The organism is Mycolicibacterium austroafricanum (genome assembly GCF_902705885.1).
GTDB lineage: Bacteria > Actinomycetota > Actinomycetes > Mycobacteriales > Mycobacteriaceae > Mycobacterium > Mycobacterium vanbaalenii_A.
Map to the genome: position 1 here is coordinate 322,200 of NZ_CACSIP010000012.1, position 26,337 is coordinate 348,536.

The window sequence follows — 26,337 nt, forward strand, 5'->3', positions numbered from 1 at the left end:
GCAGGTCCGCACGCGCATTTTTGCTGCTGGAATACCGTTCCGGCCAAAGCGTCGCGGCGCGGTCTCGGAGCGCAGGGTGCGCGCCCGCAACCCGCCGCTTAGGGTGAGCGGCGTGCTGACCAGAATCCTCACCGGGGCTGCAGCGGCTGTGGCGGCCCTGGCCCTGCCCGGCGTCGCCGCGGCCGACCCGCCCGCGCTGCCGAACGTCAACGCCATGCCGCCGGTCAATCCGATGGACTTCGCCGCGAACGAGGGTGCCTGGTACTCCTTCGGTGTCCCGGGCGGGGTGACGTGTGTGATGGACCGCCAGACCGGCAGCTACGGCTGCAGCGGTCCGTTGCCTGCGGCGCCGGGCGGCGCGAACCTGGTCACCGGCTGGGTCGGCGGCAGCCCCGGCTTCAGCAACTCCGACCGCCCGATGTACGGCGCCGTCGACAACCCCCGGCCGCTTCCCCCCAACACCCGGATGAGTTTCCGCACCGTGAGCTGCGGCACCGACGGCGTGGTCACCTCCTGCCTCAACACCGTCGACCAGTCGGGCTTCGTCCTCAGCCCTGCCGGCAGCTTCACCTTCTGAAACACTGCTGCCCTCGTCGACGACACATAGGCTGTGACCGTGCGCAGCAGAATTCTCCTCGGCAGGCTCGTGGCTCCCGCGTGTGTCGCCGCGGCCGCTGTTCTCAGCGTGTCGGGTCTGGCCGCGGCCCAGCCCCCGCCACCACCACCCACGCCGCCGGCCCCCGACATCAACGCGATGCCGCCGGTGAACCCGAAGGACTTCGCGGTCTACGACGGCTCGGCCTACGTGTTCGGCTCAGCAGGGCTGACCTGCATGCTGCAGCGCTCCGGCGGCTACGGCTGCAACGGCCCGATCCCCGCGGGACCGGAAGGTGCGAACCTGGTCGGCGGTAGCTCGGGCGGAGTGCCGACCTTCGGCGCGTCGGCCACCCCGATGTACGGCGGGCCGGTCAATGAGCTCCCGCCGAACACCCGCTTGAGCTTCGGCACCGTCAGCTGCGGCGGTGACGGGGCGATGACCGCCTGCGTCGACAGCAAGAACCAGTCGGGTTTTGTGATCAGCCCAGCCGGTTCGTTCATCGTCAACGCGGTCAACCCGTTGGTGGCCCGGCCCGAGGGCACCAACCCCTACATGAACTGAGGCTCAGAAGCCGGACCCGTGCACCTCGTGGCCGGGTTTTTCCACCATCAGGCCCCGGTAGGCCTGCTCGACGCTGGAGCCGTGGTTGACCACGCCGTCGACTTCCCGCGCGATCGGCATCGTGATGCCGCACTTGTCGGCGAACTCCATGATCACGCTGGAGGCCTTGACGCCCTCGGCCACCTGGTTCATCGACGCGATGATCTCGTCGATCGGCTTGCCCGCGCCGAGCTGCTCGCCGACGTGCCGGTTGCGGCTGCGCTGGCTGGTGCACGTGACGATCAGGTCGCCCATTCCGGCCAGCCCGGCGAAGGTGTCGCGGTGCCCGCCCAGCGCTTCGCCCATCTTCGACATCTCCCGCACCGCGCGGGCCATCACCATGGCGCGGGTGTTCTCCCCGATGCCGAGTGAGTAGCCCATGCCCACCGCGATCGCGTACACGTTCTTCAGCGCGCCGGCCATCTCGACGCCGATGACGTCGTCGGTGGTGTAGGTGCGGAAGCGCTTGGTGCGGAACAGCTCTCCGAGGTGCGCGGCGAGGCCCTGATCAGGCATCGCGAGCACCGCGGCGGCCGCGTAACCGTCGGCCACCTCTCGGGCGATGTTCGGGCCTGCCAGGATTCCGGCCGGGTGGCCGGGCAGCACCTCGTTGACGATCTGGCTCATCCGGTAGTTGGTGCCCTGCTCGAGGCCTTTGACCAGCGACACCACCGGGACCCACGGGCGCAGTTCGCGGGCCAACTCGGTCAGCACCGCACGAAAGCCGTGGGACGGCACACCCATGACGATGACGTCGGCGCATTCGGCGGCCTCGGAGAAGTCGGTGGTGGCGCGCAGCGTCTTCGAGAGCTCGACGTCGTCGCCGAGGTACTTGGTGTTGCGGTGGTTGTTGTTGATGTCGTCGGCGGTCTCCTGGGAGCGCACCCACTGCAGTGTCGGTCCGCGCCGGGCGCAGATCGACGCGACGGTCGTCCCCCAGGATCCACCACCGAGGACGACGACGTTGGGTTCGCGCTGCTTGGGTGCCATAGCGACACATTAGGGCGGCCGCCTCGGCTGCAGGGCGGGTTTGGCGAGCATCGCCGAAAAACCGCGCTGAACTGGTAAAGCATCTATGTGCTTAGTGTGGATGCTAAGGTGCCATCGTGCGTACCACCATCCGTATCGACGACGCGCTGTATCGCGAAGTCAAGGAGCGTGCGGCCCGCACAGGCCGAACGGTGGCCGCTGTACTCGAGGACGCAGTCCGCCGGGGCCTCAATCCGGCCGACGCCGGCGCACGCGAGACCTTCTCGGTGCAGCCCATAGGCGAAGGCGGACTGATGCCCGGCGTGGATCTGTCGTCGAACGCCTCGCTGTCCGAGAGCATGGATACCGAGGAATCGCTCGATGCGATGCGTTGACACCAACGTTCTGGTGTACGCGTACCGCGCGGACCTGCCCGAGAATCAGACGTACCGAGTGCTCCTCGAGCAATGGGCGAACGACGACCAACCCCTTGGCATCCCCGACGTCGTCACAAGCGGTTTCGTGCGGATCATGACAAATCGCAGGGTGTTTCGTGAGCCCACTTCACCGGCCGAAGCGTGGGCAGCGGTCGATGCCTTGCTGCGAGCTCCGGCGACGATCGCCCTTCGGGCCGGCTCACGCCATTGGGACCTGTTTCGGCAGTTGGCCGCTGACATCGACGCCCGCGGCAACGACGTGCCCGACGCCTACCTCGCCGCGTACGCAGTCGAGAACAACGCGACATTTCTGAGCGCCGACCGCGGCTTCGCCAGGTTCGGTCGACTGCGTTGGCGGCATCCGGTGGACGGCGTCAGCGGTAGTTGACGAACTGCACGGCGACGTCGAGGTCGGCGCCGCGCAGCAGTGACTGCACCGCCTGAAGGTCGTCGCGCTTCTTGGAGCTGACGCGGATCTCCTCGCCCTGGATCTGCGCCTTGACGCCTTTGGGGCCTTCGTCGCGGATGAGCTTGGTGATCTTCTTGGCTTCCTCGCTGCTGATGCCCTGTTTGAGGGTGCCGCTGACCTTGTAGGTCTTGCCGCTGGCCTGCGGATCCCCGGCGTCGAACGCCTTCATGGAGATGTCGCGGCGCACCAACTTCTCTTTGAACACGTCGACGGCGGCCTTCACCCGCTCCTCGGTGGAGGAGACGATCTCGATGGCCTCCTCGCCCTTCCACTCGATGCTGGTGTCGGTGCCACGGAAGTCGAAGCGCGTGGACAGCTCTTTGGCAGCCTGGTTGAGCGCGTTGTCGACCTCCTGGCGATCGACCTTGCTGACGACGTCGAACGATGAATCCGCCATTGGACTCGTCCCTCCCTCGATGGTGGTGTGAGTGCTTGGTTCCATCTTGGCCGCTGCGCGGCACAACGTGAACACCGGCCCCCACCCGCCGGTTTGTGCCGGGGGCCGGTCGTCGTTGTATCCTGCTGAACGCGCTTGGAGCGCACACGCAGCACCCAGGCAGGTTGCCCGAGCGGCCAATGGGAGCGGACTGTAAATCCGTCGGCTTACGCCTACACAGGTTCGAATCCTGTACCTGCCACGCTGATCAGGCCCCCTTCCGAGGGGGCCTGATTGCGTTCAGGATGGACGCCATTCACCGCCGCGCCGCGGGTGAGCCCGAACGGGCTCGGGCCGGTACGAACTCACTCGGCAGGAGCGGGTATCGCTGTCAGCGGTTGACCTTGCTCAGCAGCCCACACCATGTCGATGCAGAATTTCTCACCAATCGGAAGCTCCTTCGGCGTCGAGACGTGCTGCCAAAATGCGTTCTCACTGAGCAAGCCGAGGGTGCCAACCCTGACCTCTTTCTCAACTCCCGGAACCCGCACCGTGACCGATCCGTCCGCTACGTCCATCTCGAATCGGTACGTGCCGTTCAGTGCCAGGGGCGGGTTGAACGTACCCTTGGCCACCTGCGCAGGTGTGTCGCCGTCCCGATGCTTGGATAACCGCCAGCTGGCGGGGGAGACCGTGAGCTGCACCAGGTTTCGGCCCAGGCTGTCATCTGCTGCGATGCCCATGACCAGCGTCTCGTATCCTCCGTTTCTGACCTTCGTCCAGCGTCCCTCCGCGCCGATGCGACGAACGGTGCCTCGAAGCGTCTGGACTGCGTAGACGTTGGTGTCGTCGGACGACACGAAGTGGCCATCGCGGATGAACGCGCCTGTCTCCACCGGAAGGGCGGGGTTGGCGGGTTCGCCTCTGCGCATCTCCCATCTGACGCCCAGACCACCGTCGGTGTTGGGACGCTCGAAATCATCGACGAACGATGCGCCCGGCGCCAGTGGAGGGGGTGGGGGAGCGACGGGCGCCGGCGGCGTGTAGCGAGATTCGTACGGCGGCGGTTCATGAGCACAAGCACTGACCGCCGTGAACAGCAATGCAGCAGCAAACAGTCGCTTCGGCCCCACCATGCATGAAGTTTAGTCGGAGTTATCCCTGAGCCAAGCCAAAATGGTGGTGCGGGTGCACCCGCCGGTCTTCCGCTTGCCCCTGACGATCCCGTGTCACTCAGAACCGATCAATCACCCAGAGCACCGCAGCGCCGGGAATACCCGCTGCCGTTTCCGCGGTAGATACCTGACATGGACAAAGCAGCATTCGACGAGATGAACCGCACGGTGATCGCGGAGTTCCGCACCAAAGGCGGCACGGCCGGCGGGGTGTTCGAGGGCAAGCCGTTGGTGCTCGTGCACCATGTCGGCGCGAAGTCGGGCACCGAGCGCATCGCTCCCCTCGTGCCGCTGTTGGACGACGGCCGTATCTTCGTCTTCGCCAGCAAGGGCGGCGCCGACAACCACCCGGACTGGTACCACAACCTGATGACGCACCCGGAGGTCACCGTCGAGCAGGGCACCGAGACGTTCCGCGCCACCGCACGGGCACTCGAGGGGGACGAGCGCGACGAGGTCTACGCCAAGCAGGTCGCTGCGGAACCGCAGTTCGGTGACTATCAGCGCAAGACGACGCGGGTTATCCCGGTCGTCGAATTGGTGCGGGCCAGCTGATCACAACCGCCACAGCGACTCCTGCGCCACGCTCGCCACCAGGGTGCCGTCCTCGTCGACGATCGATCCGCGGGCCAGGCCGCGGGCGTCGCTGTGGCTGATGGCCTGGGCGTCGTAGAGATGCCACCGCTGCGGGTCGAAGGGGCGATGCAGCCACAGCGCGTGGTCGAGGCTGGCCGCGCCGCCCTGGGGGAGCTGCTCTCCGGGCGGCCGGGCGGTGGCCACCATCCCGACGTCGGAGATGAAGGTCAGCGCACACGCCCGCAGTAGCGGGTCGTCCTCGATGGTGTCGCGGCTGCGAAACCACATCGGCTGGACCGGCCACTCGTCCATTCCGGCGCCGGCGGTGCGGATCTCGAAGTGGTCGGCCCACTGCTCGGGGAGCGGGTTCGCCAGCGTGGTGTCCGCCAGGGCGACGCTGGGCGACTCGGGCCGCTGCCAATTCGTGGTGGTTTCGGCCCGGTGGAACGAGGCCAGCATCTCGAAGATCGGCGCGCCGTCCTGGCTGGCGGTGATCCGGCGGGTGTTGAACGACTTGCCGTCACGGGTGAGTTCGACGACGTACTGCACGTCGACGCCGACCCGCCCACCTTTGATGTAGTACGCGTGCAATGACTGCGGCAACCGGCCGGACTCCAGCGTCGCGCCGGCCGCGGCCAGCGCCTGGGCGGCGATCAGCCCGCCGAACAGCCGGCCGCCGGCGCCGAAAGCTGCGGTACTGCGAAAGGTCTCACCCTCGCCGTCGAGTCGCACCAGGTCGGCGATCCAGCTCGGCATGGTCCTCCATCGGTGTTGAGCGCAGTTGCCACATGTTAAGGGTTCGCCGTGGACGGCTCTGACTGCGGGGCTGGGGGCGATTCGGTGATTCGGCATCAGCCCGCTAACCGCAGGTCTACGCTCGGGCTCAAGTGGGAGGGGGTCCCCGGGGTGGTGCAGCAACATATTGGTTGGGTCGCCGGTGTCGCGATGTCCGCAGGTGTCGGGGCGGCGGTGCTCCTCGGCGGGACGGCGGTGGCCGCCGCGGACACCTCAGCGTCGGACGCCTCTACGTCGGACACTTCTACGTCGGACACCACAGCGTCGGACACCACAGCGTCGGACACCGGCGATGCCGACAAGCGCGACCTCCGGGCCAAACGCTCCGACGAGGCGCCAGAGTCAGTGGTCGAGGACACCGACGTGTCCGACGACGAGGACATCGCAGACGAACTGGCCGACGAACCTGACGAGGCTGACGACGATATGGCGGACGTCGCGGCCGAGCCAGAGATCGACGACGTCGATTTCATCGAGGACGACCCAGCCGACGAGGACGTCGACGACTCGCTGCCCGCGCAGACTCAGGCCGTCGCTGCAGTGGTGTCGTCGGCACGGCGTGACGCCGAGGAACCCGCCGACACCGTCGCGGCCGCGAATGTCGCGAACTCGGCGCCCACGGTCACGACATCGGTCGACCGCCCCGACGGGCTGACCGGCGTCACCGACGTGACCGTCATCGGCGAGGACCCGGACGGCGACGCGCTGAGCTACACCGCCGACAGGGCCCGCTTCGGGCGGGTCATCGGTGACGGCACCGGCGCGTTCACCTACACGCCGACGAGTTTCTCCCGGTTGCTGGCCCGGTTCCTGCCGTTCATCCGCTCCGACCGGTTCGCTGTCACCGTGAGCGACGGTCGCGGCGGCGTCACGTCGACGACCGTGACCACCATGATCGTCCCCCTCAACAGTGCGCCGCGAGCCCGCGGCACCACCGTGAACACGCCCGCCGCGGGCACCGGTGCGGTGACCGGCAGGGTGACCGCCGTCGACCCCAACTGGGACAAGCTGAGCTTCGTCGGCGCCACCACGCAGACCGCCAAGGGCAGCGTCACCGTCAATGGCAACGGCACCTTCACCTACACGCCGACGGCGGCGGCCCGCCATCAGGCCGCGGCCATCACCGCATCGCCGGCCGACCGATCCGACATGTTCCGGGTGGCTGTCGCCGACGAGTACGGTGCTGTCACCGAGATCCCGGTGACAGTGGCGATCAGCCCGTTCAACACGGCGCCGACCGGCGGCGCCACCGTCAACGCCCCGAACGCCACCAGCGGCGTCGTCACCGGGGCGGTGATCGGGACCGACGCAGACGGCGACACGCTGACCTACAGCGGTTCCACCACCACCGAGAAGGGCACGGTCGTGGTGAGCGCGGACGGTGCGATCACCTACTCGCCCAACGACATCGCCAGGCTCCTGGCCGGATCGGTGTACTCCACGCCGGCTCGACGGTCCGACACCTTCGGGGTCACGATCACCGACGGACACGGCGGTAGTACCACCGTGACGGTCAGCGTCGTGATCACTCCCGACAGCCAGTCCCCGGCGACGGTGCCACAATCCACGTTCTGCGGCTGCATCCTGATGCCGGCCGACACCATCTATCACGCCGATATCCGGAATCTGCCCACGTTGGCCGAATCGGATGGCTGGATCGAACACCTCGGTGGTAGCAGGGGCGCGACCCTGCGTGCGGGCTGGGGCGGCAACGAGTGGATGGGCAGCACCGGCGGCATCCCGGTGAATGTGGTCGGCGCCGACCACCCCACGGAGACAGTGATTTTCAACCGCGGCTATTCGACCACGGGCCCCGGCATCGACGACCGGCCGTACGCGATCCCTGATCGACCCCTGGTCGAGGGCATGCCGTCGTATCCGGCGTGGGACCGGCACCTGTTCGTGTTCCAGGAGGGGACCTGCATCTCGCAGGAGCTGATCAACGTCGCCAACGGTGTCGAGCTGCCCGGCGCTGGAGTCCTCGACATCCTCGGCAACGCCCTCTACCGGTCGATCTGGGGGTCGTCCTGGATCGCGCAGGGCGGCGTGCACTACGACATGAATTCGGCGCTGTACCCGAGCATCGGCTTCGCCAACGCCGCGAGAATGCCGCAGGTGCCGATGATGCTGCGACCCGATGAGATCGAACGGGGATATGTCGACCACATGCTGGGCATCACGATAGCCAAAGACCTTGGCGCAGGCTATGTATGGCCGGCGCGCGCCGGTGACGGCAGCGGTGCCGACGGTGTGCCGATGGGCATGGTGTTCCGGCTGCGCGACGACGTCGACCTCAGCGGCTACGCCGAATCCACCCAGGCCGTGCTTCGGGCATTGCAGGTGCACGGAGCGGTCATCTTCGACTCGGGCGGACCGGGCAATGACGGCATGAATCTCGTCGGGATGAGCAACGGCTGGGAGGGCGTTGACCTGGCCGGCATGCAACGGGAACTGTCCACGATTCCGCTGCAGTGGTTCGACGCCGTCGACGTCACGGGCATCGCCGTCGATCCCGCTACCGGCTGGCAGATCGCCTCACCCGCCTAGTTGTTGCCTCGAACCACACCTCAAGACGCTCATCGAAGCGTGTCGGAGCGCCGGAAGGGGCTGCGATCGACGACATGACGTCATCATCGCAGCCACCTCCGACAAGTCCGGTCAGGCCGGCTTACGGAACCGCTGAATACCCCACGCGAGGTGACCCTGATCGGCGGCATCGACCCAATTGCGCAGCCCGACAACCATTTTGTCGAGATAGGCCGCCGACGACCGCTGCTCCAGCTCGGTGCGCCGGGACTGCAGTTCTTCGCGTACCCGGTCGTAGTGGGTGCGCAGGTTGTCGACCAGATCGACCTGATCGAGCACTTCGAATCCGACCGCCTGCGCGGCCTCCCGGTAGAACCGCATCGAGCCCAGATCGCGCAGGTTGAGCCGCTCGTAGACCGGTTGCAGGACCCCGTCGGGCACATCGTCGGCCTGCATGGGGTCGGTGAAGACCAGTTCGCCGCCGGGCTTGAGTAGCCGGAAGGCCTCGTCAATCACCTTCCGTCGGTCGGGCGCATGCAGAAAGGCGTCCTGGGACCAGACGACGTCGACGCTGCCACTCGGCATCGGCACGTCATCGAAGCTGCCGTGGACGACGTGGACCTGCCCTTCCAGTCTGGCGCGGCGGTTCTTGGTGCGGTTGACGTCGTTCTGCGTCTCCGAGATGTTCACGCATGTGACGGCGCAGCCGTGCTCCGTGGCCAACCGTCTCGCCGATCCGCCGTACCCGGCGCCAAGGTCGACGACCACGCTGGAGGCGTCGAGGCCCGACAGTGTGCGCGCCATCCGGTCGACCGTCGCGACTCCGGCCGCGCCGATGTCGCGGGTGTCCTCGTAACATCCGACGTGGATGTCCTCGCCGCCCCAGATCAGCGAGTAGAAATTGTCGGCGTCGTCGCTGTCGTAGTACGCCTCGGCGTCATCGGCAGCCGTCGCGCCCGACTCCACCGACTTCTCGGCGACGTGAACGAAGAAGTCCGGTTCGTTCTCCTGGTAGGTCTCCTGGAAGTCGCCGTAGGTGCGGACCCGTTCGAACCCGGCCTCCCGGATCAGTCGCCGCACGTAGTTCTTCCGCAACGGGAACATGTTGAGCGTGTATTCCGAGCCGTCGGGGAAGGTGTACTTGAACCGCGCCAGGCCGTCGTCAACGTGTTCCGGCTCGGCGGTGACCTGCTCGCCGCAGTAGTAGTACTTGTGTTTAGACGAGAACCCGTGGTCGAGCATCTCGTCGTAATTGCGCTGGTCGAGGATCAAGATGCCGTCGTGGCGCAGCGCGGCGTAGAACTCGGCCAGCGCGCGGCGGCGGTCCTGTTCGTCGTGCAGGTGGGTGAACGAGTTGCCCAGGCAGATGATGGCGTCGTACTTGCCCTGGATGGCCTTGTTCAGCTGGCGCCAGTCGGCCTGGACGCTCTTCAGGATCAGCCCGCGCTTCTTGCCGTTCTCGAAAGCCTTGGCCAGCATCGCGGCCGACCCGTCGGCGCTCGTCACGTCGAAGCCGGCTTCGGTCAGCCGGACCGAGTGAAACCCGGTTCCGGTGGCGACGTCGACGACGCTCTTCTTGTCGCGCGCGCGCAGTACGTCGATGAAGAACCGGCCTTCGGACTGGGCCCGCGCGTCCCAGTCGATCAGCTCGTCCCATTTTTCGACAAAGCTCATGACGTATTCGCCGCGATAAAGATCGGTGTTGCGGTCGGCCAGCGGATCCTGACCGTAGTCTTGCTCGTGCATCCGTAGTTCGGCATTGGCCAGGGTGCTCGTGGAAGTCATGCGACCTTTCTTTGCGTAGCTTGTCGCACGCATCCGAAGTCGCCGATGCGTGCGCTGTTCCTTCGTTCTGAGGACTGCGCACGCCGGGCGAAGGCGTTGCCGCGCCGTTCCCCGCAGAGCGGGGGACAGGCAACCGCCGCACCCACACCGCCGACCCAGTCTATTTCACGACGTCGTTTCCGCGACCGCTAGAGCCGCCGCGACCGCCGGTCGTAGGGTGATATGGCGTCGTCACGGAAGGGAGAACATGACCGAACCAGAGCCGTCTGTGCTGGTCTTCGATGTCAACGAAACCCTCCTCGACATCGAGTCGCTGCAACCGCGCTTCGAGCGCATCTTCGATGATCCCCGGGTGCTACGGGAGTGGTTCGGACAGCTGGTGATGTACTCCATGGCGCTCACGCTGTCGGGTCGCTACACCGACTTCGCCACCCTGGGACGAGCGGTGCTGCAGATGATTGCCGACGTGCACCGCGTCGACGTCGGGGACGACGACCTGCGTGATTTCACCGCCGGGATGCAGACCTTGCCGGCTCACCCGGACGTCGCCGACGGACTGACCACGTTGCGTGACCGCGGCTACCGGCTGGTCACGCTGACCAATTCACCCCCACCCGCGGATGGCCGCAGCCCGCTGCACACCGCGGGTCTCAGCGACTTCTTCGAACGCCAGTTCAGCGTCGACCCGCAGCGGAGGTTCAAACCGTCGCCGCAGCTGTACACCGTGGTCGCCGAGGACCTGGGCGTGCCGGCCTCGGCCTGCATGATGGTGGCCGCACATCCGTGGGATCTGATTGGTGCGCAGGCGGCGGGGATGAGCGCGGCGCTGCTCACCCGCCCGGGCAACGCCGCACTGCCGGTGCCCGGTATCCCCGCGCCCACCGTCGTCGCCGACGACGTACCCGACCTCGCCCGCCGACTGAGCGGAACCCGATCATGAGGGTCGCGATCAGCGGCGCCGGGGTCGCGGGCGCGGCGCTGGCCCACTGGTTGCGTCGCACCGGCCACACCCCGACGCTCATCGAGCAGGCGCCACAGTTCCGTACCGGCGGTTACATGATCGACTTCTGGGGCGTCGGCTACCGGATCGCCCAGCGGATGGGTCTCGAGGACGCGATCCTGGCCGCCGGCTACGACATCAAGGCGATCCGCTCGGTCGGGGCCGACGGCAACGTCAAGGCCGATCTGGATGCCGAGGTCTTCCGGAAGATCAGCGGCGCCGATTTCACCAGCCTGCCGCGCGGCGACCTGGCCGGCGCGATCTACGACACCATCGACGGCAAGGTCGACACCCTGTTCGGTGACAGCATCACCTCGCTCGTCGACGGACCCGGAGGGGTCGGGGTCACCTTCGAGCACGCACCGGCCGACGAGTTCGACCTCGTCATCGGCGCCGACGGGCTGCACTCCAATGTCCGCCGGTTGGTGTTCGGGCCCGACGAGAAGTTCGAGCGCTATCTCGGCTGCAAGGTGGCGGCCTGCGTGGTGCACGGGTACCGGCCTCGCGACGAGTTGGTCTACGTCACCTACAACACCCCCGGCCGCCAGGTCGCGCGGTTCGCGCTGCGCGACGACCGCACAATGTTCCTGTTCGTGTGGCGCGCCGGCCACGACGACGAGACACCTCCGAAAGCGCAGCTGCGCAACGCTTTCAGCGATGTCGGGTGGGAGTCCGAGCAGATCCTGGCCGCCGTCGACACTGTCGACGAGCTGTACTTCGACGTGGTCAGCCAGATCAAGATGGATCACTGGTCCCACGGTCGGGTGCTGCTGATCGGCGATGCCGCCGGCTGCATCTCACTGCTCGGCGGTGAGGGCACCGGGTTGGCGATGACGGAGGCCTACGTGCTGGCCGGGGAGCTGCAGCGCGCCGCCGGAGATCACCGACTCGCCTTCAGCCGCTACGAAGACCGGCTGCGGCCTTTCATCGCCGACAAGCAGGCCGGAGCCGAACGGATGCTGGGCTTCTTCGCCACCAAGACCCGGTTCGGCCTGTGGTTCCGCAACTTCGCGATGAACATGATGGACGTCGGGCCGCTGGCCAAACTGCTCGCGGGCAGCGTCCGCGACGACATCGACCTGCCGGATTACCGCCTTTGAGGCCGCCTCAGACCAGTTCGTCCAGCGACGAGGCGGTACCCGCTGGTGCGATGCGCACCAGCGAGCCCGGCTGATACGTGAGCTGGTAGATGTTTCCGTCGGGCCCCTGCAGTAGCAGGACGGTCGAGCCGGCATCGGGATCGAAGTCCTGCGGATCGCCGCACGAGGTGAAGTCCGGCGTGCAGGTCAGCACCTTGATCCAACCCTGCACCAGGTCGGCGATGAACACCTTGTTCAGGTAGTCGGGGCCGAACGTGTCCCCGTCGTAGACCAGCACCGAGGTGATGGCCGCCCCGCTGCCGCGCGGATAGGTGTAAATCGGGTTGATCGACGAGCAACTGTTGCAGACACCTTCGGCGCCCGGCCATCCGTAGTCACCGCCGGCCGTCACCAGGTTGACCTCCTCGAAGGACGCCGCACCCACATCGGCGACCAGCAGGCCGCCGCCCGGAGTGAACGTCAGCCGGAACGGATTTCGCAGTCCGTAGGCGTAGATTTGCGGCAGCGCACCGGCTCCCAGGTCCGGGTTGTCCGACGGTGTGGTGCCGTCGGGGTTGATCCGCATGATCTTGCCGTGCAGGTTCGTCAGGTTCTGCGAGTTCGGTCCGGAACCGTTGTCACCCAGCCCCCAGTACAGCTTGCCGTCGGGNCCGAACCCCAGCGCGCCGCCCTGATGGTTGAACGCCGCGGATTCGGTGGATTGCAGCAGCACCAGTTCCGACCCGGCGGTGTTGCCGACCACCGTCACCCGCGACAATCGATTGCGCAGCGCCGAGGTGGTGTACGCGACGTAGAGGTGCCCGTTGGTGGCGAAGTCGGGGTCCACGGCCAACCCGCTGACGCCGCGCTCGCCGAGGGTATTCACCGACAACGTGATCAGCGGCTGCTCGCGGAGGACACCGTCCTCGACGATCTTGATCGCGCCGCCCTTCTCCGCGACGACGATCCGGCCGTCCGGCAGGAACCGGGAGTCCACCGGAGTGCTCAGACCGGACACCACGACAGCGCGCTCGAACCCGATGAAGACGGTTTCGGTCGTGCGGTGGCCACTGCTGCCGAGAAGCCCGAAGGACAGCAGGTTGAGCAGACCGGCGAAGCCGTGGATGTGGAATCCGCTGCGGGCGTCGCTGACGGTGACGTCGAACCTGTCCTGTCCGGCGTACGTTGCGCCGGGGGTGTAGGCGAACGTGCCGTCAGGGTTGATCACCACGGACCCGTGGGTGGGTCTGGTCGCGGTGTAGGTCAGCCGGGTGGAGTCGGGGTCCTCGGCATTCAGGTCGCCCTCGATACGCCCTTCGACGACGGTGTTCTCGCCCGGGTCGTGGTCCAGCGTCGGGCTCTGGTTCTCGAAGAAGCGCTCGAACAGACTCGGTTCCTCAACGGCGGCAGCGATATTCGAACTCAGGGCCACCGGCTCGTCGGCGGCGTCCGCGTCCTGTGAGGTAGACCGGACATTCGCCGGCGCCTCGTCGGAAACCTCTGCGAGAGAATCGTTCTCGACTTCCTCCTCGGCTTCATCTTGGGCCTCGTCACCGGCTGCCTCCTCGGCCCGCTCACCGGCCTCGTCATCGGCCTGCTCTTCGGATGCAGCGTCAGAGTCCGCTTCGGCGTCCGACTCCGTTTCAGGCTCGGGCGAACGCTTGCTCCCAGTCGACGCCGTCGTTGATGAGGACGTCGTTGACGAGGACGACGTTGTTGACGAGGACGACGTTGTTGACGAGGACGACGTTGTTGACGAGGACGACGTTGATGACGAGGACGACGTTGATGAGGACGGCGTGGCCGACGAACTCGCCGATGTGCTTCCCCCATCCGAGTCGGACGGGTCCGCCGACGCCGCCCCCGCCCCCGCGAGCACCGCGGCGCCGATCCCCAAGGCAAACGCCAATCCGCCGACTCGCCCCACGTACCGGCTTCCCCGCCGGTCCGTCCTCATGATGGCTTCTGATCCCCCCATGTCGCCTCCTTGCGAACGCACACCGCGCAGGCCCCGCCAGCACCCGTGTTCGGCGATTGCCCACAGCTAGGCAAACTGTATTTCCGCTGACTCGCCGGGCACGGCGATTTCGCCTGAAGGCCGGCAATCCGTCACATTCAGGTCAGCGGCAGCCCGCGGAACCGATTGCGGTTCAGGTCGAACAGCAACAACGTCGGGACCCAGGTCACCTCAGCGCGACGGTGTGCAGGTCGGTGTAGGAGGCCTCGATCCGGTCGGCGAGCCGCGCCACGTCGGGAAGTGCGTGTGGGTCGGTGCACAGTCCGATCCCGACGTCACCGGCGCACGAGATCGCCGAGATCCGCAGGGCGTGGTGCATGGCGGGTTCTGAGGACGAGAACAGGTGCAGTACCCGCCTGCCGGCGACGCCCACTGACGCCGCGGGCCCGGGCACATTGGAGATGGCCACGCTGAACTCCCTGGCGCTGCCTGCCAGCCGCTGAGCCGCGGCACCGACGCGCCGAAGGCGGCCGAGCGCGTGGAAGAGGTCGAAGAGTTCCTCGGCGTCACCGAGTTGCTTTCGGCGTGCGGTCTCGGCGCGGATCAGATCGAGTCGCGTCAACGGATCCCGTTCTGCCAGCGGCAGATCGACGTTGATGAACGAGTCCCGGTTTCCGGGATCGGCTGCGGTCTCGTCACGGTGGTGAAGGCTCACAGGCACCTGGGCACGCAACCGGTGCACGGCCGCCCCGTCCGGACTCAGCCAGTCGCGCAGCCCGCCGGCCACCACGGCCAGCAACGCGTCGTTGACGGTCGCTCGGTGCGGTCGTGAAGCCCCGATCGCCTTCAAACCGGCCAGCGGCACCACGGTGAACGCCAGTTCGCGGGTGGCGCCGACGGGGCGGTCGAACGGCGATCGCGGACCCGGCCGGCCGAGTTCCCGCAGCAGCGCCTCCGGCATCCGTCGCGCCTCGGTCAGCCGCGATGGCGCGGCCCCGGCCGCAGCGCTACCGACGCGTTGCGGCGGGTCGGGGTGGGGGTCGAACAGCACCGAGTCCAGGAATTTCACTCCGGCGATCCCGTCCGCCATCGCGTGGTGAATCCGGGCCGCGATCGCCTCGCGGCCATCGGCCAGCGGACCGAGGACGTCGAAGGTCCACAGTGGTCGGTTGTGGTCGAGGTGTTCGGCCATCAACTCGCCGACCGAGTGCCACAGTTCGGTGAGGGTGACCGCCCCGGAGGTGGCTCGGCGCCGGACATGGGCGCTGATGTCGAAGGTGGGGTCATGGGCCCACCGGGGCCCGTCACTGCCGTCGACCACCCGTTGGGTGGCCCGCGGTCGCCCGGCCAGTCGACCTGCGACATCGCTGCGCAAGCGGTCCAGGTCAAGGGGCTCGCCCGGTTCGAGCAGCATCAGCTTCAGGGTGTGACCGGTGATGGCGTCCGACTCCAGGCCAAGGATGCGAGCGTCGTCCTCGGACAACCATTCGGCGTCCTCACCCGTCATCGGCCCAGTATGAACGACGCCCGCGAGTCGCAGGCCAAGTCGAATCCGCCAAGATTGGGACATGGACGTCAACGAGGTGCTGTTGCCCGGCGTGGGGCTGCGCTACGAGTTCGACAACTCCGATGGGGATCGCATCGGCGTGGTCGCCAAGCGGGCCGGCGACTTCGAGGTCGTGCTGTACGCGGCCGAGGACCCCGACGTCGCCCAACCGCTGTTCCACCTCAGCGTGGACGAGGCCGAGGCGCTGGCGCAGATACTCGGGGCCCCGCGCATCGCCGAACGGTTCGCCGACCTGACCCACGAGGTCCCCGGCCTCGACGCCGGACAGGTGTCGGTGGAACCGGGCAGTCCCTACGCCGAGCGTCCGCTCGGCGACGCGCGCGTGCGCACCCGGACGGGATCGTCGATCGTCGCGGTCGTGCGCGACGAGGAGGTGCTGCCGTCGCCCGGTCCCGCCGACGTGCTGCACGCCGGGGACGTGTTGGTCGTCATCGGGACCGCTGATGGAATCACCCAGGTCGAGCGCATCTTCGACAAGGGCTGAGCGCGTGCATGGTTCGGTCGCGTTCCTCGTCGAGATCGGCCTGCTGCTGGTCGTTCTGACGGTGCTGGGCGCACTGGCACGGCGCGTCTCGCTGTCCCCGATCCCGCTGTATCTGCTCGCCGGTCTGGCACTGCACGACGGCGGTCTGCCGCTGGATTCCTCGGTGGTCGAGTTCATCCAGACCGGTGCCACGGTCGGCGTCGTCCTGCTTCTGCTCACGCTGGGCCTGGAGTTCTCGGTCAGCGAGTTCGCCGCCAGCCTGCGCAAGCACCTGCCGTCGGCGTGGGTGGATCTGGCGTTCAACGCCACTCCGGGCGCGATCGCCGGATGGTTGTTGGGCTTCGACTTCGTCGGGGTGCTTGCGATGGCGGGGATCACCTACATCTCCTCGTCGGGTGTGGTGTCGCGACTGCTGACCGACCTGCGGCGGCTGGGAAACCGGGAGACCCCCGCGGTGCTGGCGGTGCTCGTTCTCGAGGATTTTGCGATGGCTGCCTACCTGCCGCTGCTGGCCGTCCTGGCCGCGGGCGGCGAGTGGTGGCAGGCCGTGGTGGGGATGGCGATCGCGATGGCGGCGCTCGCGCTGGCCTTCCTCGGGTCGTATCGCTGGGGCCATGTGGTGGCGCGGCTGATGGCGCCGCCGGATTCCGAATTGCTGTTGCTGCGGGTGCTCGGGGTGGCACTGGTGGTGGCGGGCCTGGCCGAATACGTCCACGTATCCGCCGCAGTCGGGGCGTTCCTGGTGGGTCTGACCCTCACCGGCGAGTCCGCCGAACGGGCGCGTGAAGTGCTCAGCCCGCTTCGCGACCTGTTCGCCGCGGTCTTCTTCGTCGCGATCGGGCTGGAGGTGGTGCCCGCGTCGATGATCCCGATGCTGCCGGCGGCGGTGCTGCTGGCGGTCGTCACCGCGGCCACCAAGGTCGCCTCCGGCATGTACGCGGCGCGCAGGGAGGGCGTCGCCCGGCGGGCTCAGTGGCGGGCGGGCACCGCGCTGATCGTGCGCGGTGAGTTCTCCCTGGTGATCATCGCCCTGGTCGGCGCCTCGATCCCGATGCTCGAGTCCATCGCGATGCCGTACGTGTTCGTCCTGGCGTTCATCGGACCCGTGGCCACCCTGATCGCCGGACGGGCGGCCCCGGCCCGGATCTCGCCTCGGGTCAGGCGGATCGCCCGGAGCCGCAGCGACGGTGGGTGAGCCGATTCAGCGAGACGACCACGACTCCTCGCGGGCCGACTCACGGTCGCTGAGCTGCGCCGACAGCTGCCGGATCTCCTCGCGCAGATCGTCGATCTGGGCGGCGGTGGCGGCACGGTTGGCGGTGTCCTCCTCGGACACCCGTTCCACGATCCAGGAGGCCACCGTGGCGGTGATGACACCGATGAGGCTGATGCCGCCGATCATCAGCATCACGGCGATCACCCGGCCGGTTGTGGTGACCGGGTAGGTGTCGCCGTAGCCGACGGTGGTGACGGTGGTGATTGACCACCAGACCGCGGTGCCGAAATTGGTGATCGTGGAGTCGGGGGCGTTGCGCTCGGTCTCCAGCATCGCCAGCGAGGCCACGTAGACCAGTAGCACCGCACTGGCGGCCGTATACATCGCGACCCGGCCGCGGATGGCGTCGCCGCCCGCCCGGTGCAGCACCTTGACCAGCACCACCAATCGCAACAGCCGCAGGGGCCGCAGGAACGGCAGCACGACGATGGCGAGGTCGAGCAGGTGCCGCAAGAACCAGCGGACCCGCTGCGGCGCCAGGATCAGTCGGGCGACGTAGTCGACGACGAACACCAGGTACAGCACCGACATCACACCGTTGAGCAGGTTCGTCACCCCGCGGTCGGGGGTGGTGAGCACCTGGACCGAGTACACGGCGAGGAACACAACCGCCACCGCGGCCAACGCCCACTCGCTGCGGGACTCCCAGCGTTCGAGCCGTTCGGCTGAACCCATCGAGCGACACCCAACCTTTCATCGCCAGCCGCTCGGTGCGACTGCCGGCAACCCTGGAGGAGGCCGCCCCGACAGGTTAATCGTGTCTTTGCACTGTCCGGTGGCCGCCGGTTAACCGCCTGGTACCCGTCTCACTGTTCCTAGCAAACTCGCCGTCAGATTCTCTACCTCGCAAGCCCCCGGTCGGGGGCACCTGACCAGCGCAGGAGTCGAGGCCCCTGATACCTTATTGAAAATGATTGTCAATAACAAAAGATCGATTCGCGCGGTCGCCGCAGTGTTCCTCCGAGACGCGGCGGGCAACTCCGATGACTCCTTGGTATGGTCCGCTCGAGCCAGTCGTACCCACCTCGGTTGGGTCAGGGAATCCGGTGAGAGGCCGGAGCTGACGCGCAGCGGTATGGGGGACGGGCGAAGCAATGGCCACTTGCCCCGTGGGGGCTGGGAAGGCGCTTCGTCCGGACGATCCCGAGTCCGAATACCTGCTGGCTCGGGCTTTCCGCGCATCAGCGTGTCGAGCTCGGCAATGGAACGGACTCCGCGATCGAGTCCCCAGTCGAAAGGCGCCAGTGTGGCCGCATGCACCCGGATCGTTGCGCTGTCGTTGTCAACAGTCGTCCTGGTGACGGGCTGCAGCGCGTCAACCGGCGACCCGGCGTCGGGTATCGACGCCCGCAGTGATGACGCCGCCACGGCGGCCACGGGCTACCCCGTCAGTCTGGAGAACTGCGGACGAACCGTGGTCCTGGAGTCACCGCCGCAACGGGCGATCTCGATCAATCAGCCGGCCACTGAGCTCTTGTTGACGCTGGGGCTGTCCGATCAGATGGTGGGCAGCGCGTCCTGGAGCGATCCCGTCCAGCCGCAGCTGGCGGCCGCCAATGCCGAAGTCCCGGTTCTCAGCAATGATTTCCCGTCATTCGAACGCGTCCTCGCGGAGAAGCCGGACTTCGTCTACGCGACGTTCGACTGGTCGTTCACCGACGAAGGCGTGGCGCCGCGCGAACTGTTCGAGCGGTTCGGCGTACCCACATATCAATCCTCGAGCGAGTGCGGCGGGCAGGATGCGCTCCAGGACAGGTCACTCACCCTCGACGACCTTTATGCCGAGATCGACGATCTGGCAACCATATTCGGTGTGCCCGAGCGGGGTGATGCCCTGGTGGCCTCGTTGCGAGCCCGAAGCGCCGAGGCTTCCGATGGCCTCGACGCCGAGGGGGTCACGCTGATGTGGTGGTACTCGGCGACTCGCACGCCCTACATCGCCGGTTGTTGTGGTGCTCCCGGCATCATCACCGATGCGGTGGGTGCCACGAACGTGTTCGCCGACAACCGGCAGCTGTGGCCGGAGATTTCGTGGGAGTCCATCCTCGACCGCGATCCCGATGTGCTCATTCTCGCCGACCTGACTCGTGGCGACGACGGCGACAGTGCCGATGCCAAGATCCGCTTCCTCGAGTCCGACCCGGTCGCTCAACGTCTGACCGCGGTCCGTGAGCGCCGGTGGATCGTGTTGCCGGGCAGCGCGATGGACCCGTCGTTGCGAAACGTCGACGCGGTCGAGGAGCTGGCTACCGGTCTGCGCTCTCTGAAAGTGGCTGGCTAGATGTGCGATCCGGATCCGAATGCGCCGTGCGATGGCTACCAGACCTCCCACTCGACCGCTAAGTCCTGCTCGGCGTGAGGTGAGCGCAACCACGTCGCCGGGGGACGTCCGTCACCGTGGTGCTGCACGCCGCGGCAGCGACCGTGCCAGGATGCTGCTTGTCACGATCGTCGGTGCGGGCGGACTACTTCTCTCGATCGCCGCCGCGACCACCATCGGGCCCGCCGACCTCGGCGTGCGCGATGTGTACACGGTCGTCGCCCACAACCTGTGGAATGCGACCGCGGACATGACGGTGATCGACGAGGGAATCATCTGGCAGCTGCGGCTACCGCGCGCTCTGCTGGCAGCCGTCTGCGGAGCCGGTTTGGCGATCTGCGGTGTGGTACTGCAGTCGTTGATGCGCAATCCGCTTGCTGATCCCTTCATTCTGGGGATCTCGTCGGGCGCCTCAACCGGTGCGGTGTTGGTGATCGTCACCGGACTGGGTGGTGCGCTGAGTCTTTCGAGCGGTGCGTTCGTGGGGGCGCTGGCGGCGTTTGTCTTCGTCTTGACGCTTGCTGTGCTTGCCGGGGGCGGAACCGACCGCCTGGTACTCGCCGGCATCGCTGGTACCCAACTTTTCTCGGCCATCACCGCGTTCATCGTGTTCTCGTCGGCGGACGCTCAGCAGACCCGGGGGGTACTGTTCTGGCTTCTCGGCTCCCTGGGCGGCGCGAGCTGGGATCAAGTTGCCGTGTGCGGGGGGATCTGTGCCCTCGCCCTGTTCATCTGCCTGACGCAGTCCGATGCGCTGGACGCCTTCGCTTTCGGTCACGATGCCGCAGCGGCGCTGGGCGTTTCGGTGGCGCGGGTGCGCGTCCTGTTGATGGTGGTGACAGCGCTGCTGACGGCGGTACTGGTCAGCGCCGCGGGAGCGATCGGCTTCGTGGGGCTTGTGCTGCCCCACGCGGCACGCATCATCGACGGACCGCTGCACCGTCGGCTGCTGGTGGTCAGTGCCCTTGCCGGGGCGATCTTCCTGGTGTGGGTGGACGCCGCCGCCCGAACGGTGTTCGCACCGCAGGAACTGCCGGTCGGCGTCGTCACCGCACTCGTGGGCGTGCCGGCGTTCGTGTTGATCCTGGCGCGCCGCAGGCAGATCCGATGATCACCGCCGACGCCGTGACGTGGTCGAGGAGCGGCAGGCTCATCGTCGACGGCGTCTCACTGATGGTGAAGCAGGGAGAGACTCTCGGCCTGCTCGGACCGAACGGGGCGGGCAAGTCGTCACTGTTGCGCTTGCTTGCCGGACTGCGCCGACCCACTGACGGCACGGTCCTGCTGGAGGGTCGGCCGCTGCGGGATCTTCGTCGGCGCAGCGTTGCCCGCCGCATCGCGGTCGTCGAACAGCAGGCGAACACCGCCCTCGACCTGACCGTCGAGGAAACCGTCGGCCTTGGCCGGATCCCGCACCGCGGGATCTGGCGTGGCGACGATGGGGCTGACGCCGACGCCGTGGAGCGGGCCATGCGGCAGACCGGCACATGGCAGTTGCGGGGCAGGGATTGGCGCACGCTTTCCGGCGGGGAGCAGCAACGCGTTCACATCGCCCGGGCACTCGCTCAGCAGCCGCGCGAACTCCTCTTCGACGAGCCCACCAATCACCTCGACATCCGCCACCAGGTCGAACTGCTCGCCCTCATCCGTGAGCTGCCGGTGACCACCGTCGTCACGCTGCACGACCTGTCCCTGGCCGGCCTGTTCTGTGACCGGTTGGTCGTTCTCTGCCGCGGCCGCGTCGCAGCCGCCGGGGCCCCGACCGAAGTTCTCACCCCAGACCTGATCGCCGCGGTCTGGGAAATCGACGTCCAGGTGAGCCCCGATGGGGCCGGCCCCGGGCGGCCGACCATCCACTACCTGCCGCCGCGCTGACCCGGCGGCTGTTGCTTCTCTTCCGCCGGGCACTGGGGCCGCGCTAGCGTCGGATCCTGATGAACATATTGCGTACCCCCGAAGACCGCTTCACCCAGCTGGCCGGCTATCCGTTCGAGCCTCACTACGTCGACGTCGCCGCCACCGACACCCCGGCGCTGCGGATGCACTACGTCGACGAGGGTCCGCGGGACGGCACTCCCATCGTGCTGCTGCACGGCGAGCCGACCTGGAGCTACCTGTACCGGACGATGATCCCGCCGCTCGCCCAGGCGGGCCACCGCGTCCTCGCGCCCGACCTGATCGGGTTCGGCCGCTCGGACAAGCCCGGCCACATCGACGACTACACCTATCTGCGGCACGTGCAGTGGATGACGTCGTGGTTCGAGGCGTTGGACCTGACCGACGTCACCGTCGTCGTGCAGGACTGGGGCTCGCTGATCGGGTTGCGGATCGTCGCGGAGCACGGTGCCCGGTTCTCTCGGGTGGTGGTGGCGAACGGGTTCCTGCCGACCGCCGACCGCGGGGTCCCCCCGGCGTTCCGGATCTGGCGGGCGTTCGCGAAGTACTCGCCCAGGCTGCCCGCGGGCCGCCTCGTCGGCGTCGGAACGGTCACCAAGGTGCCCGCCGCGGTGCGCGCGGGTTACGACGCGCCGTTCCCCGATAAGCGCTACCAGGCCGGGGCGCGCGCCTTCCCGCAACTGGTGCCGACCTCACCCGACGATCCCGCGGTGCCGGCGAACCGCGCCGCCTGGGAGGTCCTGGGCCGCTGGGACAAACCGCTGCTGGCGCTGTTCGGCGCCAAGGACCCGATCCTGGGCCGCGCCGACCAGCCGCTGATCCAGCATGTTCCGGGGGCCGCCGGCCAACCGCATGCCCGGCTTCACGGCAGCCATTTCGTCCAGGAGGACTGCGGCCCCGAGCTGGCTCAGCGCATCCTCGCCTGGGAGGCGTGAGGCGTCACCCCTTCGTCACTGTGATCCACTTCACAACAGGCGTAACCTGGAGACATCTCTCCAGGAAAGGGGATGCGATGAAAGGCGCGCACCGGGACCCGGTAGACCACGCCCGCACGTATCAACCGCATGCCGGTGAATCGTTCATCGACACGCTCTGGTTGCCAGGCTTGATCCTCATCGGCGTCGGCACGGTACTGATCGCCGGCACCGTCGCAGCGACCGCGTACGGCAGTCGAGACCTGTCGTTGATCCTCGGCCTGATCGCCGGGGCGCTGGTCACCGCAGGCGCACTGCTGATCACTTTGGAGCATCAGCGGGTCAAGCGCGTCGAACGGCAGTGGCACGCCGAGCATCCGGATCGGCCCAACCTGCGCGCCGGCTAGCCTCGCGCGCCGCCAGACGATCGCGAAACGATCTCGGACGCTGACGCCTTGTCGATGGTCGCGGCCGCTCCTAGCTTGTGACGTATGACCACTGTGCTCATCACCGGTTGTTCGTCCGGCTACGGTTTGGCGACCGCGCATCGTTTCCACGACGAGGGATGGAATGTCTTCGCCACCATGCGATCTCCGCGCGAGGACGTGCTGCCCCGCTCGGAGCGGCTCCGCGTGTTCGCTCTCGATGTGACCAAGCCCGACAGCATCGCAGCTGCGGTTCGCGACGCCGGGCCGATCGACGTGCTCGTCAACAACGCCGGAATCGGACTCGTCGGCGCCTTCGAGGCGACACCGCTGGACTCGACGCGGGAAGTGTTCGAGACCAACACCTTTGGGACCATCTCCATGACGCAGGCCGTGGTGCCCCAGATGCGTGCGCGACGTTCGGGCGCCATCGTCAACGTCACTTCCAGCGTGACACTCACCCCGATGCCGCTCGCGGCGGTCTACACCGCCAGCAAGATGGCCGTCGAAGGCTTCACAGCGTCGCTGTCGCTGGAACTCGGCTTCTTCGACGTCCGGGTCAAGCTCATCGAGCCGGGCTACGGCCCGTCAACGGCGTTCGCCAGCAACGGCTCCGAGCGGATGGCCGGTCTGATACCGCCGCAGTACCAACCCTTCGCCGAACCCATCATGAACTCGTTTGCCTCTCCGGCGGCGGTGACCACCCCGCAGGACGTCGCCGACGTCGTCTTCCACGCAGCCACCGATTCCTCGGACCGCCTCCGGTTCCCGGCGGGCGCGGATGCGTTGGCCCTTGCACAGGCGAACTAGGGGTCGCTGTTTCGGCTAGCGTTGCCGTGTGGGCACGCCCGACGCCGGTCCGATGGATGAGCTGATGGCGCTGCTGCGTCCGGAGGCGGTGCTGTCGAAGATCATCACCGGGGCCGGGGACTGGAGCGTACGCAAGCCTCGCTACGGCGACCCCGCGTTCTGTCTGATGCTTCAGGGCTCGTGCGTGCTCGAACCGGACGGGCTCGACTCCGTCGCGCTGTCGCAGGGCGACTTCCTGCTGTTCCCGGAGATGCCGGGCTTCACCCTCGGCGACGGTGGTGCGGTGGCGTCCACCGTCACCCCGCTCGACCCTGCCCGGCACACCCGGCACGGGTGCGAGGCGGCGCCGGAGACGATGCGGATGCTCGGCGGGTACTTCCGGTTCGATCCCGCCAACACGCCGCTGCTGGTCTCGCTGCTGCCGCGGGTGGTCCTCGTCCGCCGCGACGAGCCGGGATCGGCGCGGCTGAGCCGGATCGTCGAACTCATCGCCGACGAGGCGGACACCTCTGCTGCCTGCCGGGACGTGATCCTGCAACGTCTGGTCGAGGTGCTGTTGATCGAGGCCATGCGGGTGCACCCGGCCCCGCCGCTGGGCGGCGGGCAGCGGGGTCTGATCGCCGGGCTGTCCGACCCCGTGCTGGCACCGGCACTGCAGGCACTGCACGCCGACATCAAGCGCGGGTGGACCGTCGAGCATCTGGCGCGCGTCGCCGCGGTGTCCCGCGCGGTGTTCGCCCAACGGTTCACCGCCACGATCGGTCTGCCGCCGATGCAGTACCTGCAACAGTGGCGGATCGCGTGTGCCAAGGAGCTGATCCGGACCTCACAGCTGTCCACCGCGCAGGTGGCCGGTCGCGTCGGATATCACTCCGCCAGCGCCTTCACCACCGCGTTCACCCGGGTCACCGGATGCTCTCCGTCCGAGTTCGCGCGCCAACGGCGTGACGTTCGGACCATCGGCTCACCGCCGTATCCGGGAAACGGTAAAGTCGTCGGTTGATCGCAAACAGATCGGGGGCTCCATGAACCTCGTGCTCGGTTTGTCGATGACGTCTTCATCGGTTCGCTGGGTGCTCGTCGAAGGCACGACGGGCGAGGGCGCCACCCTTGACCGGGGGTCGCTGCCCATCGCCGCCGACGAGGCCTTCGACGCTGACTCGCTGCTCGACGCATTGTTCGACAAGGCCGCTGCGCGGCCGGTGCACGCCATCGGCATCACCTGGACCGGTACCGCGGAGGCCACCGCCAGCGCGGTGTGGCAGGCCCTGACCGACCGTAAGGTCGAAAACGTCATCGCGGTCTCCGACCTGGAGGCTGCGGAGGCTCTGACCTGTGGCATCGCCGACATCGCGGGATACGACAGGGTCGTGGTATGCGTGGTGGAACCCGGCGTCGCGGTCGTCGCGTCGGCCACACCCGACGGGGTGACGGCCGACCGGGTCGACGCCGCGGCACTCGGCGACGTCGACGGGCTGGTTCCCGACGCCGTGTTCGTGGTCGGGTCCGGTGACGTCGACGGCGTGCTGTCGGCGCTCGAGCAAGCCACGCAGGCGCCGGTCATCTCTGCCGATGAGGCCGACTTGGCGCTCGCCAGGGGAGCGGCGCTGGCGTCTGCGGCGGCGGTGTCGACCCTCGATGCCCAGGCTGCACCGGCCCGCAGGCACCTGTCGCCGTCGGCGATGCTCGCCTCGGTGCTGGCCGCGGCGGTCGTGACGTTCGTGGTGTCGTTGTCGGCGGCGCTGGGAATGACCCTGACACCCGACGACGAGGTGCCGCAGATGGCACGCTCTGAGCAACCGGTGCGCGAGGTCACCGCCCCCGTGCCCACCAAGTCGCCCGAGGTCGGCAAGGAAGTCCCGAAGCCCGCCGCGCCGCCGGTGCCCGCGGAGGCCGAACCGGTCGCCGTGGAGGGGCCGGTTCCCGATGCCGCGCTGATGGTGGAGCCGCCCGCGGCGCCGGTGGCGCCGCCGCCGGTCTACCAGGAGCCGGTCGCCCCGGCGCCTGCCTACATCCCGCCGGCGCCGGACTACGTGCCACCGCCGCCACCGCCGAACTACCTGCCGCCCGATCCGGCGCCGGTGTATGTGCCACCGGTGCTGCCGCCGCCCGCCCAGGTGCCGCAGGCGACCATCCCGCAGCAGGAGCCCCGGCTTCGGGACCGGATCATCGAACGGATCCCGATCATCAACCGGTTCCACGAGCCCAACCCGTACGGCTGACCCATACCCCGCCGGAACCACGTCACCTCCGCCGGAACTGTATTCCACGCGCGAAATTCCGAGTGGATCCCGCGTGGAATA

At 67.7% G+C, this 26,337-nt stretch carries 27 protein-coding genes, 1 tRNA gene and 1 riboswitch; of the genes, 19 read left to right on the forward strand and 9 right to left on the reverse strand.

Going from position 1 to position 26,337, the window contains the following annotated elements; all coding sequences use genetic code 11:
* Positions 1-112 precede the first annotated feature (112 nt).
* Complete coding sequence (locus tag BEMPMBAN_RS10390) at positions 113-577, forward strand: hypothetical protein (RefSeq protein WP_159230264.1); 465 nt, start codon at positions 113-115, stop codon at positions 575-577.
* 33 nt (positions 578-610) lie between these two features.
* Entirely contained in the window at positions 611-1,159 is a 549-nt protein-coding gene (locus BEMPMBAN_RS10395) for a hypothetical protein (RefSeq protein ID WP_425294955.1), read from the forward strand.
* Positions 1,160-1,162: 3 nt separating this feature from the next.
* On the opposite strand, the gene BEMPMBAN_RS10400 is transcribed toward BEMPMBAN_RS10395, so the two are convergent.
* On the reverse strand, positions 1,163-2,188 hold the full coding sequence (locus tag BEMPMBAN_RS10400; RefSeq protein ID WP_159230265.1) for an NAD(P)H-dependent glycerol-3-phosphate dehydrogenase: 1,026 nt from the start codon (positions 2,186-2,188) through the stop codon (positions 1,163-1,165).
* Between the two features lie 116 nt (positions 2,189-2,304).
* On the opposite strand from BEMPMBAN_RS10400, the gene BEMPMBAN_RS10405 reads away from it, so the two are divergent.
* Together BEMPMBAN_RS10405 and BEMPMBAN_RS10410 are read left to right on the forward strand one after the other, a co-directional pair.
* Positions 2,305-2,562: a ribbon-helix-helix domain-containing protein gene (locus tag BEMPMBAN_RS10405; protein WP_159230266.1), complete on the forward strand. Its 258-nt coding sequence runs from the start codon at positions 2,305-2,307 to the stop codon at positions 2,560-2,562.
* Complete coding sequence (locus tag BEMPMBAN_RS10410; protein WP_159230267.1) at positions 2,549-2,992, forward strand: type II toxin-antitoxin system VapC family toxin; 444 nt, start codon at positions 2,549-2,551, stop codon at positions 2,990-2,992. Before BEMPMBAN_RS10405 ends, BEMPMBAN_RS10410 begins: the two co-directional genes overlap by 14 nt.
* On the opposite strand, the gene BEMPMBAN_RS10415 is transcribed toward BEMPMBAN_RS10410, so the two are convergent.
* Positions 2,979-3,470, reverse strand: a complete 492-nt coding sequence (locus BEMPMBAN_RS10415; RefSeq protein WP_159230268.1) for a YajQ family cyclic di-GMP-binding protein — start codon at positions 3,468-3,470, stop codon at positions 2,979-2,981. The two genes, BEMPMBAN_RS10410 and BEMPMBAN_RS10415, sit on opposite strands and share 14 nt — an antisense overlap.
* Positions 3,471-3,628: 158 nt before the next feature.
* Between BEMPMBAN_RS10415 and BEMPMBAN_RS10420 the strand changes: the two genes are divergently transcribed.
* Positions 3,629-3,711 (forward strand) — tRNA-Tyr (locus BEMPMBAN_RS10420).
* Positions 3,712-3,814: 103 nt separating this feature from the next.
* On the opposite strand, the gene BEMPMBAN_RS10425 is transcribed toward BEMPMBAN_RS10420, so the two are convergent.
* Positions 3,815-4,585: a hypothetical protein gene (locus BEMPMBAN_RS10425; protein ID WP_159230269.1), complete on the reverse strand. Its 771-nt coding sequence runs from the start codon at positions 4,583-4,585 to the stop codon at positions 3,815-3,817.
* A 171-nt stretch (positions 4,586-4,756) separates the two neighbouring features.
* On the opposite strand from BEMPMBAN_RS10425, the gene BEMPMBAN_RS10430 reads away from it, so the two are divergent.
* Positions 4,757-5,179, forward strand: a complete 423-nt coding sequence (locus BEMPMBAN_RS10430) for a nitroreductase family deazaflavin-dependent oxidoreductase (RefSeq protein ID WP_159230270.1) — start codon at positions 4,757-4,759, stop codon at positions 5,177-5,179.
* Here BEMPMBAN_RS10430 and BEMPMBAN_RS10435 read toward each other — a convergent pair whose 3' ends face one another.
* Positions 5,180-5,956: an acyl-CoA thioesterase gene (locus BEMPMBAN_RS10435; protein WP_159230271.1), complete on the reverse strand. Its 777-nt coding sequence runs from the start codon at positions 5,954-5,956 to the stop codon at positions 5,180-5,182. It abuts the gene before it with no gap.
* Between the two features lie 189 nt (positions 5,957-6,145).
* On the opposite strand from BEMPMBAN_RS10435, the gene BEMPMBAN_RS10440 reads away from it, so the two are divergent.
* A complete protein-coding gene (locus tag BEMPMBAN_RS10440) occupies positions 6,146-8,542 on the forward strand; it encodes a cadherin-like domain-containing protein (RefSeq protein WP_159230272.1) in 2,397 nt (798 codons plus the stop codon).
* 111 nt (positions 8,543-8,653) lie between these two features.
* Here the strand turns inward: BEMPMBAN_RS10440 and BEMPMBAN_RS33250 are convergent, their stop codons facing one another.
* Entirely contained in the window at positions 8,654-10,306 is a 1,653-nt protein-coding gene (locus tag BEMPMBAN_RS33250; RefSeq protein ID WP_234897389.1) for a glycine/sarcosine N-methyltransferase, read from the reverse strand.
* A gap of 247 nt (positions 10,307-10,553) precedes the next feature.
* On the opposite strand from BEMPMBAN_RS33250, the gene BEMPMBAN_RS10450 reads away from it, so the two are divergent.
* A complete protein-coding gene (locus tag BEMPMBAN_RS10450; RefSeq protein WP_159230273.1) occupies positions 10,554-11,246 on the forward strand; it encodes a haloacid dehalogenase type II in 693 nt (230 codons plus the stop codon).
* The gene (locus tag BEMPMBAN_RS10455; RefSeq protein WP_159230274.1) at positions 11,243-12,406 is read left to right on the forward strand and encodes an FAD-binding domain; all 1,164 of its coding nucleotides are present in this window, start codon (positions 11,243-11,245) and stop codon (positions 12,404-12,406) included. Before BEMPMBAN_RS10450 ends, BEMPMBAN_RS10455 begins: the two co-directional genes overlap by 4 nt.
* Before the next feature lie 7 nt (positions 12,407-12,413).
* Here the strand turns inward: BEMPMBAN_RS10455 and BEMPMBAN_RS10460 are convergent, their stop codons facing one another.
* From BEMPMBAN_RS10460 to BEMPMBAN_RS10465, 3 genes are all read right to left on the reverse strand, one after another.
* Positions 12,414-13,817 (reverse strand): PQQ-dependent sugar dehydrogenase, encoded by a 1,404-nt coding sequence (locus tag BEMPMBAN_RS10460; protein ID WP_234897390.1) that lies wholly within the window; start codon positions 13,815-13,817, stop codon positions 12,414-12,416.
* A gap of 211 nt (positions 13,818-14,028) precedes the next feature.
* Positions 14,029-14,427, reverse strand: a complete 399-nt coding sequence (locus tag BEMPMBAN_RS32550; protein ID WP_234897391.1) for a hypothetical protein — start codon at positions 14,425-14,427, stop codon at positions 14,029-14,031.
* A gap of 141 nt (positions 14,428-14,568) precedes the next feature.
* Complete coding sequence (locus tag BEMPMBAN_RS10465) at positions 14,569-15,849, reverse strand: wax ester/triacylglycerol synthase domain-containing protein (RefSeq protein WP_159230276.1); 1,281 nt, start codon at positions 15,847-15,849, stop codon at positions 14,569-14,571.
* 61 nt (positions 15,850-15,910) lie between these two features.
* Between BEMPMBAN_RS10465 and BEMPMBAN_RS10470 the strand changes: the two genes are divergently transcribed.
* A complete protein-coding gene (locus tag BEMPMBAN_RS10470) occupies positions 15,911-16,393 on the forward strand; it encodes a cation:proton antiporter regulatory subunit (protein ID WP_159230277.1) in 483 nt (160 codons plus the stop codon).
* Positions 16,394-16,397: 4 nt separating this feature from the next.
* The gene (locus BEMPMBAN_RS10475; RefSeq protein WP_159230278.1) at positions 16,398-17,588 is read left to right on the forward strand and encodes a cation:proton antiporter; all 1,191 of its coding nucleotides are present in this window, start codon (positions 16,398-16,400) and stop codon (positions 17,586-17,588) included.
* 6 nt (positions 17,589-17,594) lie between these two features.
* On the opposite strand, the gene BEMPMBAN_RS10480 is transcribed toward BEMPMBAN_RS10475, so the two are convergent.
* Positions 17,595-18,344: a potassium channel family protein gene (locus BEMPMBAN_RS10480; protein ID WP_159230279.1), complete on the reverse strand. Its 750-nt coding sequence runs from the start codon at positions 18,342-18,344 to the stop codon at positions 17,595-17,597.
* A gap of 319 nt (positions 18,345-18,663) precedes the next feature.
* A riboswitch (cobalamin riboswitch) is annotated at positions 18,664-18,848 on the forward strand.
* A 118-nt stretch (positions 18,849-18,966) separates the two neighbouring features.
* Here BEMPMBAN_RS10480 and BEMPMBAN_RS10485 point away from each other — a divergent pair.
* From BEMPMBAN_RS10485 to BEMPMBAN_RS10520, 8 genes are all read left to right on the forward strand, one after another.
* On the forward strand, positions 18,967-19,950 hold the full coding sequence (locus BEMPMBAN_RS10485; RefSeq protein WP_234897392.1) for an ABC transporter substrate-binding protein: 984 nt from the start codon (positions 18,967-18,969) through the stop codon (positions 19,948-19,950).
* A 151-nt stretch (positions 19,951-20,101) separates the two neighbouring features.
* On the forward strand, positions 20,102-21,100 hold the full coding sequence (locus tag BEMPMBAN_RS10490) for a FecCD family ABC transporter permease (RefSeq protein WP_159230281.1): 999 nt from the start codon (positions 20,102-20,104) through the stop codon (positions 21,098-21,100).
* Positions 21,097-21,864, forward strand: coding sequence for an ABC transporter ATP-binding protein (locus BEMPMBAN_RS10495; RefSeq protein ID WP_159230282.1), 768 nt, complete (start codon positions 21,097-21,099; stop codon positions 21,862-21,864). Before BEMPMBAN_RS10490 ends, BEMPMBAN_RS10495 begins: the two co-directional genes overlap by 4 nt.
* Positions 21,865-21,923: 59 nt before the next feature.
* The gene (locus BEMPMBAN_RS10500) at positions 21,924-22,820 is read left to right on the forward strand and encodes a haloalkane dehalogenase (RefSeq protein WP_159230283.1); all 897 of its coding nucleotides are present in this window, start codon (positions 21,924-21,926) and stop codon (positions 22,818-22,820) included.
* Between the two features lie 77 nt (positions 22,821-22,897).
* Entirely contained in the window at positions 22,898-23,206 is a 309-nt protein-coding gene (usfY, locus tag BEMPMBAN_RS10505; protein ID WP_159230284.1) for a protein UsfY, read from the forward strand.
* Positions 23,207-23,290: 84 nt separating this feature from the next.
* Positions 23,291-24,034 carry an SDR family oxidoreductase gene (locus tag BEMPMBAN_RS10510; RefSeq protein WP_159230285.1) on the forward strand — a complete coding sequence of 248 codons (744 nt, stop codon included), beginning with the start codon at positions 23,291-23,293 and terminating at the stop codon, positions 24,032-24,034.
* A 52-nt stretch (positions 24,035-24,086) separates the two neighbouring features.
* Positions 24,087-25,037: an AraC family transcriptional regulator gene (locus tag BEMPMBAN_RS10515; RefSeq protein WP_159230350.1), complete on the forward strand. Its 951-nt coding sequence runs from the start codon at positions 24,087-24,089 to the stop codon at positions 25,035-25,037.
* Positions 25,038-25,059: 22 nt separating this feature from the next.
* On the forward strand, positions 25,060-26,256 hold the full coding sequence (locus tag BEMPMBAN_RS10520; protein WP_159230286.1) for a DUF7159 family protein: 1,197 nt from the start codon (positions 25,060-25,062) through the stop codon (positions 26,254-26,256).
* The last annotated feature ends 81 nt before the right edge of the window (positions 26,257-26,337 follow it).

Coding starts and splice junctions, on each gene's coding strand:
- BEMPMBAN_RS10400 (WP_159230265.1), bottom strand. CDS start 2,188: ATGGCACCCAAGCAGCGCGAACCCAACGTCGTCGTCCTCGGTGGTGGA.
- BEMPMBAN_RS10410 (WP_159230267.1), top strand. CDS start 2,549: ATGCGATGCGTTGACACCAACGTTCTGGTGTACGCGTACCGCGCGGAC.
- BEMPMBAN_RS10415 (WP_159230268.1), bottom strand. CDS start 3,470: ATGGCGGATTCATCGTTCGACGTCGTCAGCAAGGTCGATCGCCAGGAG.
- BEMPMBAN_RS10425 (WP_159230269.1), bottom strand. CDS start 4,585: ATGGTGGGGCCGAAGCGACTGTTTGCTGCTGCATTGCTGTTCACGGCG.
- BEMPMBAN_RS10430 (WP_159230270.1), top strand. CDS start 4,757: ATGGACAAAGCAGCATTCGACGAGATGAACCGCACGGTGATCGCGGAG.
- BEMPMBAN_RS10435 (WP_159230271.1), bottom strand. CDS start 5,956: ATGCCGAGCTGGATCGCCGACCTGGTGCGACTCGACGGCGAGGGTGAG.
- BEMPMBAN_RS10440 (WP_159230272.1), top strand. CDS start 6,146: ATGTCCGCAGGTGTCGGGGCGGCGGTGCTCCTCGGCGGGACGGCGGTG.
- BEMPMBAN_RS33250 (WP_234897389.1), bottom strand. CDS start 10,306: ATGACTTCCACGAGCACCCTGGCCAATGCCGAACTACGGATGCACGAG.
- BEMPMBAN_RS10450 (WP_159230273.1), top strand. CDS start 10,554: ATGACCGAACCAGAGCCGTCTGTGCTGGTCTTCGATGTCAACGAAACC.
- BEMPMBAN_RS10455 (WP_159230274.1), top strand. CDS start 11,243: ATGAGGGTCGCGATCAGCGGCGCCGGGGTCGCGGGCGCGGCGCTGGCC.
- BEMPMBAN_RS10465 (WP_159230276.1), bottom strand. CDS start 15,849: ATGACGGGTGAGGACGCCGAATGGTTGTCCGAGGACGACGCTCGCATC.
- BEMPMBAN_RS10470 (WP_159230277.1), top strand. CDS start 15,911: ATGGACGTCAACGAGGTGCTGTTGCCCGGCGTGGGGCTGCGCTACGAG.
- BEMPMBAN_RS10480 (WP_159230279.1), bottom strand. CDS start 18,344: ATGGGTTCAGCCGAACGGCTCGAACGCTGGGAGTCCCGCAGCGAGTGG.
- BEMPMBAN_RS10490 (WP_159230281.1), top strand. CDS start 20,102: ATGCTGCTTGTCACGATCGTCGGTGCGGGCGGACTACTTCTCTCGATC.
- BEMPMBAN_RS10495 (WP_159230282.1), top strand. CDS start 21,097: ATGATCACCGCCGACGCCGTGACGTGGTCGAGGAGCGGCAGGCTCATC.
- BEMPMBAN_RS10500 (WP_159230283.1), top strand. CDS start 21,924: ATGAACATATTGCGTACCCCCGAAGACCGCTTCACCCAGCTGGCCGGC.
- usfY (WP_159230284.1), top strand. CDS start 22,898: ATGAAAGGCGCGCACCGGGACCCGGTAGACCACGCCCGCACGTATCAA.
- BEMPMBAN_RS10510 (WP_159230285.1), top strand. CDS start 23,291: ATGACCACTGTGCTCATCACCGGTTGTTCGTCCGGCTACGGTTTGGCG.
- BEMPMBAN_RS10515 (WP_159230350.1), top strand. CDS start 24,087: ATGGATGAGCTGATGGCGCTGCTGCGTCCGGAGGCGGTGCTGTCGAAG.
- BEMPMBAN_RS10520 (WP_159230286.1), top strand. CDS start 25,060: ATGAACCTCGTGCTCGGTTTGTCGATGACGTCTTCATCGGTTCGCTGG.